This is a genomic window from Celeribacter baekdonensis (genome assembly GCF_003047105.1).
GTDB lineage: Bacteria > Pseudomonadota > Alphaproteobacteria > Rhodobacterales > Rhodobacteraceae > Celeribacter > Celeribacter baekdonensis_B.
Map to the genome: position 1 here is coordinate 79,876 of NZ_CP028472.1, position 15,222 is coordinate 95,097.

At 60.2% G+C, this 15,222-nt stretch carries 16 protein-coding genes and 3 pseudogenes; 18 read left to right on the top strand and 1 reads right to left on the bottom strand.

Annotation, left to right across the window (positions count from 1 at the left end; all coding sequences use genetic code 11):
* Positions 1 to 37 precede the first annotated feature (37 nt).
* From DA792_RS00360 to scpB, 3 genes are all read left to right on the top strand, one after another.
* On the top strand, positions 38 to 982 hold the full coding sequence (locus DA792_RS00360; protein WP_245708054.1) for a TniQ family protein: 945 nt from the start codon (positions 38 to 40) through the stop codon (positions 980 to 982).
* A 213-nt stretch (positions 983 to 1,195) separates the two neighbouring features.
* Positions 1,196 to 2,089, top strand: a complete 894-nt coding sequence (locus DA792_RS00365) for a DUF1403 family protein (protein ID WP_107717393.1) — start codon at positions 1,196 to 1,198, stop codon at positions 2,087 to 2,089.
* A 1-nt stretch (position 2,090) separates the two neighbouring features.
* Positions 2,091 to 2,669, top strand: a complete 579-nt coding sequence (scpB, locus tag DA792_RS00370; protein WP_107717395.1) for an SMC-Scp complex subunit ScpB — start codon at positions 2,091 to 2,093, stop codon at positions 2,667 to 2,669.
* A 462-nt stretch (positions 2,670 to 3,131) separates the two neighbouring features.
* On the opposite strand, the gene DA792_RS00380 is transcribed toward scpB, so the two are convergent.
* Positions 3,132 to 3,623 (bottom strand): MarR family winged helix-turn-helix transcriptional regulator, encoded by a 492-nt coding sequence (locus tag DA792_RS00380; protein WP_107717399.1) that lies wholly within the window; start codon positions 3,621 to 3,623, stop codon positions 3,132 to 3,134.
* A 147-nt stretch (positions 3,624 to 3,770) separates the two neighbouring features.
* On the opposite strand from DA792_RS00380, the gene DA792_RS00385 reads away from it, so the two are divergent.
* From DA792_RS00385 to DA792_RS00455, 15 genes and pseudogenes are all read left to right on the top strand, one after another.
* A complete protein-coding gene (locus DA792_RS00385) occupies positions 3,771 to 5,030 on the top strand; it encodes a ferredoxin reductase family protein (RefSeq protein ID WP_107717401.1) in 1,260 nt (419 codons plus the stop codon).
* Positions 5,031 to 5,131: 101 nt separating this feature from the next.
* Complete coding sequence (locus DA792_RS00390; protein WP_107717942.1) at positions 5,132 to 6,673, top strand: FAD-dependent oxidoreductase; 1,542 nt, start codon at positions 5,132 to 5,134, stop codon at positions 6,671 to 6,673.
* A 48-nt stretch (positions 6,674 to 6,721) separates the two neighbouring features.
* Complete coding sequence (locus DA792_RS00395) at positions 6,722 to 7,132, top strand: DUF4267 domain-containing protein (protein WP_107717403.1); 411 nt, start codon at positions 6,722 to 6,724, stop codon at positions 7,130 to 7,132.
* A gap of 5 nt (positions 7,133 to 7,137) precedes the next feature.
* Entirely contained in the window at positions 7,138 to 8,235 is a 1,098-nt protein-coding gene (locus tag DA792_RS00400) for an alpha/beta hydrolase (RefSeq protein ID WP_159075114.1), read from the top strand.
* A 3-nt stretch (positions 8,236 to 8,238) separates the two neighbouring features.
* On the top strand, positions 8,239 to 8,802 hold the full coding sequence (locus tag DA792_RS00405; RefSeq protein ID WP_107717407.1) for an amidohydrolase family protein: 564 nt from the start codon (positions 8,239 to 8,241) through the stop codon (positions 8,800 to 8,802).
* Positions 8,765 to 8,989 carry a hypothetical protein gene (locus DA792_RS00410; RefSeq protein WP_107717409.1) on the top strand — a complete coding sequence of 75 codons (225 nt, stop codon included), beginning with the start codon at positions 8,765 to 8,767 and terminating at the stop codon, positions 8,987 to 8,989. The genes DA792_RS00405 and DA792_RS00410 overlap by 38 nt, the downstream gene beginning before the upstream one ends.
* A 44-nt stretch (positions 8,990 to 9,033) precedes the next feature.
* Positions 9,034 to 9,779: pseudogene (locus DA792_RS00415) on the top strand (sulfite exporter TauE/SafE family protein).
* A gap of 31 nt (positions 9,780 to 9,810) precedes the next feature.
* Positions 9,811 to 10,719 (top strand): alpha/beta hydrolase fold domain-containing protein, encoded by a 909-nt coding sequence (locus DA792_RS00420; RefSeq protein ID WP_107717410.1) that lies wholly within the window; start codon positions 9,811 to 9,813, stop codon positions 10,717 to 10,719.
* Positions 10,716 to 11,336, top strand: coding sequence for an NAD(P)H-dependent oxidoreductase (locus DA792_RS00425; protein WP_107717412.1), 621 nt, complete (start codon positions 10,716 to 10,718; stop codon positions 11,334 to 11,336). The genes DA792_RS00420 and DA792_RS00425 overlap by 4 nt, the downstream gene beginning before the upstream one ends.
* A 133-nt stretch (positions 11,337 to 11,469) precedes the next feature.
* Positions 11,470 to 12,180, top strand: a complete 711-nt coding sequence (locus tag DA792_RS00430) for a MipA/OmpV family protein (RefSeq protein ID WP_159075117.1) — start codon at positions 11,470 to 11,472, stop codon at positions 12,178 to 12,180.
* A 94-nt stretch (positions 12,181 to 12,274) separates the two neighbouring features.
* Entirely contained in the window at positions 12,275 to 12,649 is a 375-nt protein-coding gene (locus DA792_RS23115; protein ID WP_107717416.1) for an alpha/beta hydrolase, read from the top strand.
* Positions 12,650 to 12,662: 13 nt separating this feature from the next.
* Positions 12,663 to 13,655, top strand: coding sequence for an alpha/beta fold hydrolase (locus DA792_RS00440; protein ID WP_159075119.1), 993 nt, complete (start codon positions 12,663 to 12,665; stop codon positions 13,653 to 13,655).
* A gap of 365 nt (positions 13,656 to 14,020) precedes the next feature.
* Positions 14,021 to 14,128: a helix-turn-helix domain-containing protein gene (locus tag DA792_RS22565; RefSeq protein WP_302665082.1), complete on the top strand. Its 108-nt coding sequence runs from the start codon at positions 14,021 to 14,023 to the stop codon at positions 14,126 to 14,128.
* Between the two features lie 211 nt (positions 14,129 to 14,339).
* Positions 14,340 to 14,705: pseudogene (locus DA792_RS00450) on the top strand (ABC transporter permease); the annotation flags it as partial.
* 9 nt (positions 14,706 to 14,714) lie between these two features.
* Positions 14,715 to 15,131 (top strand): annotated as a pseudogene (locus DA792_RS00455) (DDE-type integrase/transposase/recombinase); the annotation flags it as partial.
* Positions 15,132 to 15,222 lie beyond the last annotated feature (91 nt).

The window sequence follows — 15,222 nt, forward strand, 5'->3', positions numbered from 1 at the left end:
CGAGGTCGACGAACGACTGTCTTCCTGGGCCGCGCGCATGGCCCCGTTCTACGCCATGACGGTTTCGGAATTCGTTGCAGCGCTTGGCCTGAAGGGGCACGACGTGTTCGACCTGGAATGGCGTCTTTCGGAAGGGCAGGGGGCTCTGATCGCGGCTTGGACCGGCCTTTCGCCTGAGACCGTGCAGGCCATGACCTTCCGGGAGTTGGGGTCTGCGGCGCGCATGATGATCGCGCGGAAGAACCGGCATACGTGTCCGCTCTGTCCCGAAGAGCTGCATCGCAAATCCGCCGCGCTGCCGTGGCGATTCAGTTGCCCGGTGCATGCTGTGGAGTTTCGGGACGCGACCGGCGAGACCCTGTCCGACCGGTTCGGTGCGGATTGCTTTAAGAAACTTGAAGGGCATGCCGAGGCCGGTGCCGCGTATCTGGATGCCTGGGCGCGCAGCGCGGGGCAGGGAGACCTGGAAGCGCCCGAAGTGCTTCAGGTTCTGACGGCGCGGCATCGCCGGGCCTCGCCGCCGAATGTCGACGAGCAACCGCGGATGTCGCTCCAGACCCGGCGGGACTACCATGATTTCCTCACCACGCCGATCCTCCGGCAGGCGCTGACGGTCGTCGTTCCCGAATACGATCAGGTGGCGCCAGTCCTTACCAAGCCGGTGCGCCCCGGTCTCCACGCCCTGGCGCAGGGCTCGCTGTTACAGGCCTTCGCGCTGACGGTTGGCATCGACCGGATCATCGAGGATCCGGTCAAATGGGCGATCTCAATCAAGCTCATGAGCGACGCGGAAGGGCAGGGACGGGTCCGGGAAGCGCTCCGATCATGGCCACTCTCGTTGAGGCGACGCATCTCGGCCCGGTTCTGGCGCGCTGAGCGCGACGAGAGCGCACGCCAGTCTGCCGAAAAAGCCGCGAGACAGCGCCAGTCTCACAAATACCGCACCATCCAGTCTCATAAATACCGGTACAGAATCTCATGAACCCCGACTCGCTTTTCAGGGAAGTGCTTGAATCTCATGAATTCCGGCCATCCGACATCCGGGGTGTTTTTTGGGCGTTGCGGCATGCGTTTCCGGCCATTTCCATCTATGTCTGATAATGCAAACTTATTGGACATATATAGATCGCGCAAGCTGCGGCGGTTTGGAGTGAAATTTCTGGATAAAAGCGCCGCGTTGATATAGGCTCAAAGCATGACATTTGCCCGGCATGATCCTATCGACGATCTGGACACTCTACCCCTGATGCCCGCCTGGGTCACCTCGGCGCGTCCTGAAACCTTTGAAGATGTTGCGTTTTTGTCGGGTGCGGCGCTGAACCACCTGCATGTGGTATTGGGACACAAGGAAGTGCCCCAAGCCTTGTTGCGGGATCGTCTCGCGCTGCGCGCGGCCGAAGCCTGTATGGGCTTCGCAGGGCGGCCCGAACGGGCCGGGGCGTTGCGAGATGCACTCCATTTCCTGCGCCCGGGCGACCTGCCGGGACCGGCGGGAGAGACCTATCACCGCTGGCGCTGCGCGGTCGAACGGCCCGCCACACTCAAGTCGCTCCACCGCGCCTTGCCAGAGTTTGACCCTGACACAATCGCGATCTGGCTCGATGGGCACGGCGCGGGGCAGGGCGGCCCGGTTGCGCGCGCCGCCGCCGTTTTGGAAACCATCATGACGGATGTCCCGAGGGCAGAGGGGGCGGCGCTGATCCTGGCCGATGCGGCTTTGGCGCAGGCGCTCGGTTGGGAGCATCTGGTGCCGCTGCTGGCTTTGGGTCTGAAACGCGCCGATCTGCGCAAGCAGGGCGAGGCGTTGCGGCTGGCGTGTCATTGTGCCGTGACCGCATCGGCCTCTGAGACGGTGCGGCTGTCCTTAGAGCTGACCCGGACGGCCGCGCGCCTCAAAGCCGTTGCGCCAAAATTGCGCGCCAAAGGGGCAGACGATGCGGTCGAAATATTCCTGAACCGCGATGCGGTCGCGGCCTCGGCCTTGCCTTTGCCGGGCCGGTCCGCGCGCAGGCTGTGCGACCGGCTGGTCGACCTCGGTGCCGTGCGCGAACTGACCGGCCGCGACACCTTCCGGCTTTACGGGGTGTAAGATGGCAGAAGAGTTTGATCGTGACCTGTCCGACCTGCCGCCAGAATTGCGCTGGCGCGAATGGATGCGCCGGATCGAGGCGGTGCTGTTTGCCTCCGCCACGCCGGTCGCCCGCGAGGACCTGACCCGCGTGGTGGGGCAGGGGGTCTCAGTGGATCTTTTGATCGCGGACGTGTCGGCCGATCTGGACGGGCGGGCGTTCGAGGTTGCCAAAGTGGCGGAAGGCTGGATGTTCCGGACGCGGACCGCCTACGCGCCCGCGATCCGCGCCGCAGCGGACGTTGGCGATCAACTGATGGATCTCAACCGGTTCGACGTCGCGGTTCTGGCGGCGATCGCCTATCATCAACCGATTGCGCGCGACGGGCTCAAGGAGATCTTCGGCAAGGAGATCAGCCGCGACCTGATCGGGCGCCTGCACGCGCGCGGGCTGATCGGGACAGGGCCACGATCCCCGAGACGGGGCGCGCCCTACACCTTTGTCACCACCGAACAGTTCCTCGTTGCCTTCGGATTGGAGAGCCTACACGACCTGCCCGATCGGGAGCAGATGGAGGATGCGGGCGTGAAGCAAGAATGAGGGGAGCGAAGGATGTTCGAGGGCCAATGGGCGCAGTTCGGTCCACCCGTTTGCGCACGCGAGCGCGGGCGTCATGACCAGCAGGATCGCGGTCGCATTTTTACAAATCCGAGCACGCGATTCCCAGCGATGGAAGCCGGGAAAAGGGAAGCTAACGCTTACGTCTTCGAGCGGGAGGGCACTTCGTTTCACCCTCCTGAGACCATCCGTGCCGGATGGAAGTCTACACACCTGACGCAGCAAGCGGCCCGTTAGCCTCAAGCCTTTATAAATAAAGGCTTTTTGGGTTGTTGTTGCGGCTTCCGTGCACCCGTCTTTGTTTTTCTTTATTTTCAGAGGGTTAGTTTTCTCGTGCCATGTTATGCCACGCCCGTGCCATGCCGTGCCATCGCAGAAACGCATGAGTTTGCGGCGTACACGGGGCGCGCCGCATGAAAGGCAAAGGCGGTGCGGGTGGTGGCGTCAACGCCGCGCCGTTCCTGAATTCAAACCTTTGACGCCATCCGCAAGTTTCCGGATCAGCCGCACCAGTTCGCTGATTTCTACGGGATCCCATGTTTCGAGGATGGCTCGCCCCATCTTGTCACGCGCGATGTCGACAAGGTCGGTCATCTCCTTGCCCTTGGGTGTCACGACGGCATGACGGACTCTGCCATCTTTGGCACTCGCCTGACGTTCAACCAGACCCAGTTCATCAAGCTTGGCGACCTGTCTGCTGACAGTGGTGTGGTCGCGCCCGACCATGTCGGCGAGGTCGGTCACCCCGATCGGTCCGTTTCGTTCGATCCCGACCAGCAGCGGAAACAGGGCACGGTCCAACGGAATGCCCGCCTCTTTCACCATGCTTTCGTCGCGTTGCGGGCTGTTCATCACCGCAACTATGTCTGACACTGCCCCATGCACTTGGCGGATCTGGGTGGAAATATGTGTATTATGCATGTTATTTGTTGACATGGAGGCCTCGCGTTATTTACGTGCATAATACACACGAGCCTTGAAGAAGTGGCAACAGGAAATCTCACGCGTTGTTTGCGTTTTGCAACGAGCCTCATCGCATCGACCAAATTGCCGCACCGCGCTTCGCATAGAAAGACCAAATTTATGTTGAGACAACCCGGAGTTGCCGTTCTGGCCGCGACCTTGATCGCGTTTTCGATCCTACATGTTGGTTTCTCCGATCCGCAGATCCCACTTAAAGTGCTGGGTGCAACGCTGCTGGGTGGGATTGCCTTCATCCTCATGGCCACGGCCAACCTTCTTGCCGCGCGGCCGCGATGGTTGGAGGGTGCGTTCGGCGGTCTGGACCGGATGTATGAGGTGCACAAATACGCAGGCACAACTGCGGGTGTGCTGGCTCTGCTGCACTTTCCTCTATCCCCTGATGCCGTGCCCGAGGGCGTGGACGCCATCCACGAGGCGCTTGTACCTTCTGCTCCATTGGGTATGTACGCGATGATTTTCTTGTTCCTGCTGCTGGCGCTGACGCTGAACCGCAAGATCGCGTATCACCGTTGGCGCATACCGCACAAAGCCATGGGCTTGGTTTTTGCGTTGGTGTTCCTGCATGTCCTGATGGCACCCGTCTTTTTCTACGACAGATACGGTCCCTCGGGCATGATCCTGTTTGCAGCCGGGATTATTGGTCTGTTGAGCTATCTTTATACCCTTCTTTTGATGCCGACGGTGACGTCGCGGAAATATGTGGTTGAAGCCGTCAACAAGTTGGAGCGAAGCGCCGAAATCGTCCTGGCACCGAGCGCCGGGGCGATGCCGTTCCGGGCGGGTCAATTCGCCTTCGTCAAATTTCATCACGCGGGGTTGTCCGAGCCGCATCCTTTTACCATCACCAGCGCTCCCGCCGATGCGATGTTACGATTTACCGTCAAGTCGCTGGGCGACTGGACACGGCGCATCCGCAAGGATCTGACGCCCGGTACAAAAGTGGATGTGCGCGGCCCCTACGGGCGTTTTGACACTTCACGCGGCGGCGACCGGCAAATCTGGATCGCAGGTGGTATTGGAGTGGCCCCGTTTCTGTCAGCCGTCCGCAGCCTGGCCTCCGGTGACACGCGCGAAATCTGGTTCTTTTACGCGGTCCGCGAGGTCGCTGATGCCCTTTATCTGGAGGAGTTGCGCGACCGGCTTGCGCAAATGCCTCGGATGCGGCTGATCCTGGTCGAATCACGCGCAGGCGACTCTTGCACCATGGACCTGATACGGGCCGAGGTGGACCAACCTCTGGCGGGATACAGCCTGTATCAATGCGGCCCAGCTTCGTTGACATCCGACTTGTCCAAAGGGTTTCGGGCTGCGGGCGTCCCGGGGCGCCGCATCCACGTGGAAGCGTTCGAATTTCGCTAATGACGTGACGTCAGATCGAATTTACGTGTATTATGCACGGTTTTTCTTGACTGATCTGCGGGACTCAATTTATGTGCACATTACACGTAATGGAGGCCAGCATGGCAAACAAACAAACAGCGGATGTCTTGATCGTGGGCGCAGGCCCGACCGGCTCGACGCTTGGGGTCGATCTGGCACGGCGCGGCGTCAAGGTTCGGATCATCGACCGCAACCCGCAAAGTTTTCCCGGCTCGCGCGCTAAGGGCATCCAACCCCGGTCAATGGAAGTGCTGGAAGATCTGGGTGCGATTGAGGACATCCTGTCCGCAGGCTCGATCTATCCGCCTCTTGGTATTCATATCGGCCCGATCCGGGTCCCGAAAAAGATGATGAAGATTGCCTCGGCCACGGACGCGGTTCCCTATCCGAACACTTGGCTGATCCCGCAATTCAGCACCGACGCGATCATTCAACGCCAGCTTGCGCCATGGGGCGTTCAGGTCGAGCACAACACTCAACTTGTCTCACTGACGCAGGATGACGCGGGGGTGACGGCTATCATCGACGGCCCTGACGGAGCTGTGACCGAACGGTTTCAATATGTTGTGGGCGCTGATGGCGGGTCCAGTAAGGTGCGTCAGCAGTTGGATATCGCGTTTCCCGGCAAGACCGACGAATCCGACCGGATGATCATCGTCGATTGCAAAGTTGAAGGTCTTGGCCGCAATCACTGGCATGTCTGGCCCTGGTTGAAAGGTGCCTTCGCCGGGGCCTGCCCGCTACCCAACAGCGACTTGTTTCAGGTGATGATTCGGTTGAAGCCCGGAGAGGAGCCAAAACTGGACGCCGCGTCGCTCAATACCCGCTGGGCCAAACAAACCGGATCGTCCCGCTTCCGCCTCTACGACATTCAATGGACCACCGTGTTCCGCCCCAATATCCGGTTGGCCGAGCGCTATGGTCGTGGCCGGGTCTTTCTGGCGGGTGACGCGGCGCATGTGCATACGCCGATGGGCGCGCAGGGCATGAATACCGGTATTCAGGACGCTTATAATCTGGGTTGGAAACTGGGGCAGGTTCTGGCCGGCGCACCGGCGGATCTGCTGAACAGCTACGAAGACGAACGGCAGCCCATTGCCGCCGGGGTTCTGGGCGTCTCGACCGCGAAATACGAGGCTTTGGGCAAACTTGACCCCTCGGCGATCAGTCGCGGCAAGGATGAACAACAATTGTCGATCACCTATCGTGCTGGCCCCCTGGGCGCGCTCGAACAGGAGGGCTCGGACAAGTTGCGCCCCGGCGACCGTGCCCCGGACGCCAGGTTGCAGGATACCACCGGCAAACCCACGCGGCTGTTCGAGGCTCTGCGTGGACCGCACTTTACCTTGCTGGCTTACGGACCGGGTGCCGCCGCTGATCTGGCAGCGGTGGCTTGGGCGGGGCAGGGGGCACCGCTCAAGCGGGTGGCGATAGACGCCGGACCCGGCGCATTTTCTGACCTGTGCCTTGCCGACGCCGCCGGATCGTTCCGTGAAGGATACGGTGTCGATCAGTCCGTTCTGCTGCTGATCCGACCTGATGGCTACATCGCAACCTTCGCTGTTCATGACCGCGTTGCTACGATTGAAAATTTTGCGGCACGGGTCACCGCGCAGGCCTGATGACAAAATATCTGACCTTAAGAACCTCTCGCCAAAGGAAATGATAAAATGCTGACTGAAACCTCTCCCAACACCGATGCGCCGTCAATGCCTGTCCGGGTCGTTGCCGGGCTCCTTTCCGCCGCTTTCCTGGGCCTGGGTGTCGCGGAAATCATCGTGCCGGGAAGCTTTGTGGGCACCTACGGCACCGCGCTGACCGCCCCCGAAGGCCTGCCCTTTATCAGCGGCATCGGCGCTCGCAATATCGCGCTGAGCCTGATCGGGCTTGTCGCCGCGTTCAAAGGGTTGCGGTCCGCTTTGGCCCTGTTGTTCCTCGGCCTGACCATCGTCCCTGCTCTGGAGTTTGCCACGGTTGCCACGGCCGCTGGGCCAATGGCAGCGATCCGCTTTGCGATTTTTGCCGTTCTTCTGGCGCTTATGACGGCTTGGACGGCCCTCTCCCGCGGGTCGAAGTCATGAAGGTCATGTTTGACTTCACTGCCCGTCAGACTGAAGCCCCTGATCGGGTGGCCTCACTCTCTCCCGATGCTCAGGCGGCGCTGGCGGTCTATCCGCTTGAGCGGACCATGGGGTATGGGGTGAATTACTCCGATGCCGTCGAACTCCGGGCACGGGTTCTTCAAGGCGAAAGCTGGCAGTCTGCTGCTGAAACCATGGCCGAAATCTGTCAGGCGCGGGCCGCCACGGCTGGTACGGTGACGCAGGTGGCCTACCTGCGTCGGGCCTCGGCGCTGGTGCGGATGGCACAGGCGATGATGATGGAGGATACCGACGAGCGCCGGACGATTTTTGCCCGCGCCGCCGATCTCTACGCCCAAGCCGCCGAGTTGGCGGGCGATTGCGAACGGGTGCTGATCAATACCACCGACAAGCCGCTGGCAGGCTGGATGTTTCCGGCCGTCAACGAACCGGTTGCGGCGGTCATCGTTATCGGCGGCACGGAGGGCTGGGCGATGGATTTCGATTGCTTGGGTCATGCTCTGGCCACGCGGGGCATTCATGCGCTGATGCTGGATGCGCCGGGTCAGGGTGAAACCAGATTTACTCACGGTCACACGCTGTCTGCTGACTGGCGTTCGGCGTTTTCGAGTGCTGTCGATTACCTCGAAGACCGTGCCAAAGGCCTGCCACTGGGCATCATCGGCAACAGCATGGGCGGTAGTCTTGCCATGGCCTATGCCGCTGGCGATCCCCGGATCAGGGCCTGTTGCAACAACGGTGGACCCTTTGCCCCTTGGATGGCCCCGACCGAGTCGCCCTATTTTGCCAAGATCATGGCCTTTTGCGGTGTCGAGACCGCAGCCGAGGCGACCGAAGTGCTGAAATCGGTGACCCCGAAGGAAGCCGGGATCAACGCCGACTATCCGCTTTTGTTCCTGCACGGTGCCGAGGATCACCTGATCTCGAACCCTGTGGCTCAGATGCTGTATGACGGAACGCCCACCGAAGACATCCGCATGGTGACATTTTCGGACGGCGACCATTGCCTTTATCGCCACCGCGACGACCGTGATTTCCTGATCGCGGATTGGACGCGGGCGCGACTGGTGGGGCGGGACTAGACCATGCAGATCACTGACGCACAGATCCATCTGTGGGCCAACGACAAAGCCCCGCCGCACCATTGGCGCAAGCCTTTCCGTATCAAAGATGCGTTGCGCGAGATGGATGCAGCTGGCATTGCGGGGGCCGTCAACCATCCGCCGAACTGGGATACGGACGGCATGGAGTATGCCGCTCAGGCGGCATGGACCCATCCTGACCGGTTTGCCACGCTGGGCTGGTTCCCGCTGGATGAAACCACCAATGAGGATGCCGTTGAGGCGCTGATGGCGCAGCCTGGCATGAAGGGAATGCGGTTCATCCTTCCGATGCCTGACATGTCGGCGCGGCTGAAGGCAGGCAAACTTGATTGGCTCTGGGCGGCCGCAGATGCGCGCGCCTTGCCGATGGGGCTTTTCGTGATGCCGCAGCAAATTCCGATCGTGGCCGAAATCGCCGCGCGCTTTCCCCGGATGCGTCTGCTGATAGATCACCTCGGCGTACCGCCGTCGGTCAAGCTGCCGCAAGCGGCGGACGGCCGTGCCCAGCATGGCGACCGACGATTTCCCCTTTGCCAGCACGCATGACCTGCTGCGCCGCACCTATGACGCCTTTGGCGCGGAGCGGATGTTTTGGGGCACCGATTATACCCGCATGCACCTGTCCTGGCGCGACTGTGCTGAGATGTTCCTGCGCGATCTTGATTGGCTCAAGGGGGCCGAACAAGACGCCGTGATGGGCGGGGCGATCCGCGATTGGATCGGCTGGACCTGATCCACTGCGGCAATGAAATAATTTATGGTACGAGGGTCTTTCATATGGACGGCACAGCTTTCTGGATAGCCGCGATCGCGGCGAGTATTTTTGTCGGTATGGGCAAAGGCGGATTGCCGATGATCGGCATGATGGGGGTTCCGATCCTGTCGCTGGTCATTGATCCGGTGGTTGCAGCGGGCTTGTTGCTGCCGGTCTACGTGGTGTCTGATATGTTCGGACTGGTTGCCTATCGTCGCGACTTTGACAAACGGGTCCTGATTATCGTGGTGCCAGGCATGATCGCGGGCATCGGGTTGGCCTGGGCCTTGGCCAGCGAAGTGCCGGAATGGGTCGTCGTCACCTTGGTCGGTCTGATTGGGTTTGTGTTTTCCCTGAACACGCTTTTGCGGCGCAAACGGGACCTTCCGGCTCGCAAGGCCGAGTCGCGCCCGGCCTGTTCTGGGGGACCGTCACCGGCTTTACCAGCTTTGTCGTGCATTCCGGCGCCCCGCCCTTTCAGGTCTATACCCTGCCATTGAAGCTGCCCAAGACAGTTTTTGCCGGGACCGCAACCATCGCTTTTGCGATCGGAAATGGGCTCAAGTTGATCCCTTATTACGCCCTTGGCCAGTTAACCCCAACGAGCCTGAAAACCGCTGCTTTGCTTGCTGTTCCGGCTTCGATTGCGGTTTTTGCGGGCCTCCGGCTGGTTCGAGTGATCCCCGAAGTGCTGTTCTACAAGATTGTGACATGGGCGTTGTTGGCACTGTCTTTGAAACTGATCTGGGACGGGGTGGCTGGGGTATGACTCCGCAAGTCCCTGAATTTGGAGACCGAACATGACCAGCATCATCGCGCAGACCGTCGGATTCGCGATCCGCAAGACAGGGCTATTTCGCCGCCTGCCGACAGACATGGCCAACTTTCCGGCCTTTCACGCCAAAACGCTTGCCAAGGCCAGCGCGCCATCGACCCGCAACCGCAAAGGCTGCCGCGCAAGCAGTCGCGAGATTGAGGGGCAACGCGTCTGGACCCTTGCGCCGCTGGACGGATCGGCAAAAGTACAGGTCCTGTTCTGGCACGGGGGTGCCTTTCTCTACCCGCCGACCGCCGCGCATTGGGATTTTCTGGTTGGCATGGTCCGGCGGCACGGCTGGGAAATCACCGTTCCGCTTTACCCCCTGGCCCCGCAGGCGCAGGTGGATCAGGTCGCCGGTTTCGCGCTGCGCGTTTACGGCGATTGGGTGAACCAACCGGGAACCGGCCCCAGAATATTGGCTGGCGATTCAGCAGGAGGCGGTCTGGCAGCGGCAACCCTACTGGGGGTCCGCGATGCGGGTCTTGTCCTGCCCGACGGTGTGGTTCTGATGTGCCCTTGGCTGGATCTGAATATGGACCACCCTGACCAAGCCGCGATTGAGCCGCGCGACGCCATCCTGAGCAGAAGGGGCCTGCGTGCCGCGGGTCAACTTTACGCCGGTGATAACGGGGCAGACAATGCCCGCGCCAGCCCGCTGCGCGGCAATTGGGCTGACCTGCCGCCGCTCCTGATGTTTGGCGGCGGCGATGACATCCTAGTCACCGATGCCCGCTCTCTCAAGGCCAAGGCGCCCGATGTTACTTACGTCGAGGCCCCGGGGTTGATCCACGACTGGCCGATCCTGTTCTTTCCTGAAAGCCGCGCGGCTCAGGCCAAAATGGCGCGCTTTTCCTTAACGCCGACATCCAACTTTGAGGTCACAAAATGAACGTCCTGATTGTCTACAATCATCCCTATGAAGGAAGCTTTTGCGCAGCGATTCTGGCCGCAGTGACCAAAGGCCTGCTGTCGGCCGGACACGAGATCGACCTGATGCACCTTGATGCGGATGACTTTGATCCGGTGATGCGGAGCAAGGATCTGCGTGCCTTTGCCATGGCGCGCAATGACCCGGAGGCCGCCTTTGCCCTGCTTGACCCGCGGGTGCAGGCCTACCGGGACCGGCTTCAAGCTGCGGAACACATCGTCTTTGTCTTTCCGATTTGGTGGGAACTGATGCCGGCGCGGATGAAAGGCTTTGTGGACAAGGTCATCTTTCCGGGCATCGCCTATGACTACACCGAAAAGGGCAGCACCGGCATGGTCAGTCTGCTCAAGCGTCTCAAGGGCGTCACTGTCATCACCACGATGAACACGCCTTGGTGTCTGTATTGGCTGATTTTTGGCAATGCGATCCAACGGGCACTGATGCGCGGCACTTTCTGGAAAATCGGGGTCAAGAACCGGACCTGGATTTCTCTCAACAATGTCAAAGGTCAAACGCAGGCCAAGCGGCAGAGTTGGCTTACCCAGATTGAGGGTCGGATGCGGGGCCTGCCTATGTAGTACGCTGCAAACCCAAACGGGCGCATTTGCCTCCCCCCCACCACTGCAAATCCGGGAGACACCCGGTAACTTTAGGAATTGATATCAGTCTCCAACTTCATTGCGTCCCGTCTTCGGGATTGTTCTCGCCACTGTGGCAAGTCTTGCGACGACGGGCGACGCGCACGCTGACGGTCTGAAGTATACCGTTGGCACCATGATAGGGGCGAGCCAGTCACCCTTTGAAAGCAGCAGTTCCGACACTTCGATACTTCCCTATTTTTCAATCGAGGGGGAGCAATTCAAGCTGGACCTTTCCGGCCTGACTTACGGCCTGACCGAGACAGAGAATTTCACGCTTTCGGCCCGGCTTGCACCCCGTTGGGTATCCGCCGATCCGTCAGACACTCCCGGACTCGAACAACTCAAACGCGACGTCGCGCTGGAGGCAGGCCTTGCCGCAGGCCTGACATTCGGGCAATTCACAGCCGGGTTCGAGGCGCTCAAGGACATCTCCGATACTCATGATGGCATGGTCGTAAGCGCCGCAATTTCGACGGGTTTCGGTGTGACCGAGCGCCTTGCGGTCGGCGTCACGGCAGGTGTGACATGGATGGACAAGAACCTGGCCACCTACAGCTACGGGGTACGCGCCTCCGAAGCGGGCGGATCACTCGCCGCCTATCAGGTGAACGCGTCGCTCATTCCATCCATCGGGGTTGAGGCGCGCTACACGCTGACCGACCATGTGTCGCTCGTCGGCGGCGCGCAGATAGAGTTCCTTCCTGACAACGTCACCGGTTCACCGATCGTGCAGCGCGATACCGTAACCTCGGCGATGCTTGGGATGCGCTATGCGTTCTGAGGGGCCACTGATCACTGCGCCAGCCTGACGTTTCATCCCGAGCGTCCGCCGCTGCCGCTCTGCGCCAAACAGAGCCCGTTTCAGCTTTGCGCACATGCATACCAATAGAAGATTCCAAACTACTGAAAGAGAGAGACTCCATGAACAAGTTCGTTCAACTCCCACTCACTGCGGTTGTGGTTGCCTGTCTGGCACTGCCCGTCTTTGCGCAGGACACCTCCCCGAGGCATCGGCGGACGATGGGTCCGGCTCCTTCGTCGCCTTTCGCGAAGTCGAAGGGCAATGGTATCACCCGCCGGAATTCGCGGGCGATTCGAACGCCGATGTCTATAGGGCAGTCTACGCCCGCATTGCGGCCGCGGATGGGCAACGTTCGGACAATGGCGATATCGATTCGATTGCGGCCTTTGGGCCGGGCAACTGGACCTATGAATGGGATCAGGAGGGGGCGGCGCGCGGCTGGTTTTGAGGCTGCCGGCGACATGGACGACGCAATCGACGATTTCGAACGCGCCTCGATGTTTTACGCCTGCGGCTCCTGGCCGCACCTGAAATCCAATGCGGATGCGCAGGCCGCCCTGGAACAGGCCCGTTTGGCCTATGCCACTGGTGCCGAGCTTCTGTCCGGAAACTTTGAGGCCGTTCAAATCCCGTTCGAGGGCGATACCTTTGGCGGCTACCTATTCACGCCCGAAGGCGACGGCCCGTTTCCTGCGGTCGTGTCACTCAACGGGACGGATGTGGTGAAAGAACAACTCGGGTATGACCTGCCCCGTTCGCTGCTGGCGCATGGTATTGCGGTTCTTCTCGTCGATCTTGCAGGTGTCGGCGACAGCGGAGACTATACGCTGACCTTTGACATCGAAAAGCTTCCGCTTGCCGCGACAGATTATCTGCACAGCCATGCAGGCATTGACCCCGATCGCATCGGCATGATGGGTGTCAGCATCGGCGGCCAAGGGGCAGCCCGCGCCTTGTTCAATCAAGACGCAGGCCTCAAAGCCATCGTGTCCCATTGCGCGCCGCTGGACTTTGCCTATGCCAACGCAGCTGCTCTGGTGCCGCAACTGCCGCAACTGCCGCAGCTGACCGTTGACGGCTACGTCGACAATCTGAACCTTGCCGCGGGTTCGACTGCGGAAGATCTTGGCACCGCGCTCGAAGCCTTTGCGTTCAGTGCCCAAAATCTTGTCAATGAACCGCCGGTTTCGACGCCGCTTCTGGTTGTGACCACCAACGACGACCCGGTCGCGCCGCTTGAAGATCTGGCCTTGATCACGGGTGCCACCACCGACAGCACCGTCGTTGTGCTCGACGAGACCGGCCTATTGGGAAATGAACGCACTCTCGGCAAACTGGCTGGCCAAGGTCTTCGACACGTTCTGATCCGGGCAGCCGCAAGCGGGCGGCAGACCACACAGGCCTGCCGCAACCCTCTCCTCAACCGAAATTGGTCACTCAGGCCGACAAAATAACCGCGCGAAGCGCCGTCGGATGCGCGACAAAGCTGCCTTCGGCTCGGCATAAACTTTGCGACACTACCAGTTTGGTTCTGTCGCAAAGTTCACGGTAGGATTTGAGTGGCTGGTCGCTTGACATGATTTAGCTGCCAAGCCCGCGAAAGTCTGGAAGGCACTGGCACCATTCGCCAACCATCTGGTGACGCTGACATATTCACATGTGCCGGGAAACCAAAACCTCTGCGATAGGACCGGGCGGATCACCGAATGATCACGCGGAGCGCGGGTCGGTGGCACGATCGATATGATGCCGTTCCTGTGGTGCCGCCAGAGCACAGGGCCGAAAACAAGGGCGACCGCCCCTCGACGCTGAAACCGTCTTGGCACTGCAAAATCTCGTTCAAGTCGGAATGACCACCAGGCAAGCCGCGAAACAACTCGGTATTGCAAGATCAACTGCTTACAGGTTGATCAAAGAATTGGGATAACCACAGCCGAGCCGCCTTAAGGTGTCATTCTACCCCAGCCGGAGCAGACCCCAACCGTGCCACTCAGGTCAGTTCGACCCAATACTTCACTGGAGCTATCAGATCGTTGTCGGTGATGAATTTGTTCACGGTTGCGTTCGGGCCGTCTTCGAACCCGACACCCATCGTGCAGTACCAGCTTTGCCGTCAATCCTGTAATTTCTGCCAGCTAGGTGTTGTCCTGTCGGCAAAGGGCCAGCCTTGGGCCGAAGCGGTCACCACACTTGGGGTGAACCCCTTCTGGCTGTATCTACGCCACATCCTGCCTAACGTTGCGGGCATCCTGATCGTGCAGCTGACGCTCAATTTCCCACAGATCATCCTTTTGAAAAGTGCGCTCAGCTTTCTGGGCTTGGGGGTTCAACCTCCGATGACCAGCCTTGGTCAGATCATGGGAGATGGGCGCAACTACCTGTCCACTGCGTGGTGGATTTCGGTCCTGCCGGGCGCGGCCATCTTTTTCATCTCGCGTGCCATGTGCGTCTTAGGCGACTGGCTGCGCGATCATCTTGATCCAGCGTTGCAACGACAACGCTGACGTCAGACAAAGCAGACGTTCAAGCGCTACCCCATCGGGTATTTCCATATCGACATCGCGGAAGTGCGTACCGGCGAGGGCAAAATCCGCCTGTTCGTGGCCATCGACCGCACCTCCAAGTTTTCCTGTGTGGAGCGGCATGAGCGGGCGGGAAAGATGGTTGTGGCCCAATTCCTGCGCAACTTGATCGCGGTGGTACCCTACAAGATCCACACCGTACTGACGGATAACGGCATCCAGTTCACCAATCGCAAGCAGGTCGAGCGGATGAACCGGACGATCAAGGCGGCGACACTCAAACAGTATCACTACGAAACACATTCTCACCTTGAAACGCACGTCGCCGACTTCATTGCAGCCGACAATGACGCACGTCGATCCAACCCACCACAATCTGGGACTAAACACCTAATTAGGGTACAGTGACACATGCGGAGATTGTGCAAATGGCGAATTTGGCGGTCGAGGCCGTGACAGCCGGATAAAAGACGCCATCGCAGAACGTATGAGAGAGACC

Excerpts from the sequence above, each read along its gene's own strand:
- DA792_RS00360 (WP_245708054.1), top strand. The coding sequence starts at position 38 with ATGGCCCCGTTCTACGCCATGACGGTTTCGGAATTCGTTGCAGCGCTT.
- DA792_RS00365 (WP_107717393.1), top strand. The coding sequence starts at position 1,196 with ATGACATTTGCCCGGCATGATCCTATCGACGATCTGGACACTCTACCC.
- scpB (WP_107717395.1), top strand. The coding sequence starts at position 2,091 with ATGGCAGAAGAGTTTGATCGTGACCTGTCCGACCTGCCGCCAGAATTG.
- DA792_RS00380 (WP_107717399.1), bottom strand. The coding sequence starts at position 3,623 with ATGTCAACAAATAACATGCATAATACACATATTTCCACCCAGATCCGC.
- DA792_RS00385 (WP_107717401.1), top strand. The coding sequence starts at position 3,771 with ATGTTGAGACAACCCGGAGTTGCCGTTCTGGCCGCGACCTTGATCGCG.
- DA792_RS00390 (WP_107717942.1), top strand. The coding sequence starts at position 5,132 with ATGGCAAACAAACAAACAGCGGATGTCTTGATCGTGGGCGCAGGCCCG.
- DA792_RS00395 (WP_107717403.1), top strand. The coding sequence starts at position 6,722 with ATGCTGACTGAAACCTCTCCCAACACCGATGCGCCGTCAATGCCTGTC.
- DA792_RS00400 (WP_159075114.1), top strand. The coding sequence starts at position 7,138 with ATGTTTGACTTCACTGCCCGTCAGACTGAAGCCCCTGATCGGGTGGCC.
- DA792_RS00405 (WP_107717407.1), top strand. The coding sequence starts at position 8,239 with ATGCAGATCACTGACGCACAGATCCATCTGTGGGCCAACGACAAAGCC.
- DA792_RS00410 (WP_107717409.1), top strand. The coding sequence starts at position 8,765 with ATGGCGACCGACGATTTCCCCTTTGCCAGCACGCATGACCTGCTGCGC.
- DA792_RS00420 (WP_107717410.1), top strand. The coding sequence starts at position 9,811 with ATGACCAGCATCATCGCGCAGACCGTCGGATTCGCGATCCGCAAGACA.
- DA792_RS00425 (WP_107717412.1), top strand. The coding sequence starts at position 10,716 with ATGAACGTCCTGATTGTCTACAATCATCCCTATGAAGGAAGCTTTTGC.
- DA792_RS23115 (WP_107717416.1), top strand. The coding sequence starts at position 12,275 with ATGCATACCAATAGAAGATTCCAAACTACTGAAAGAGAGAGACTCCAT.
- DA792_RS00440 (WP_159075119.1), top strand. The coding sequence starts at position 12,663 with ATGGACGACGCAATCGACGATTTCGAACGCGCCTCGATGTTTTACGCC.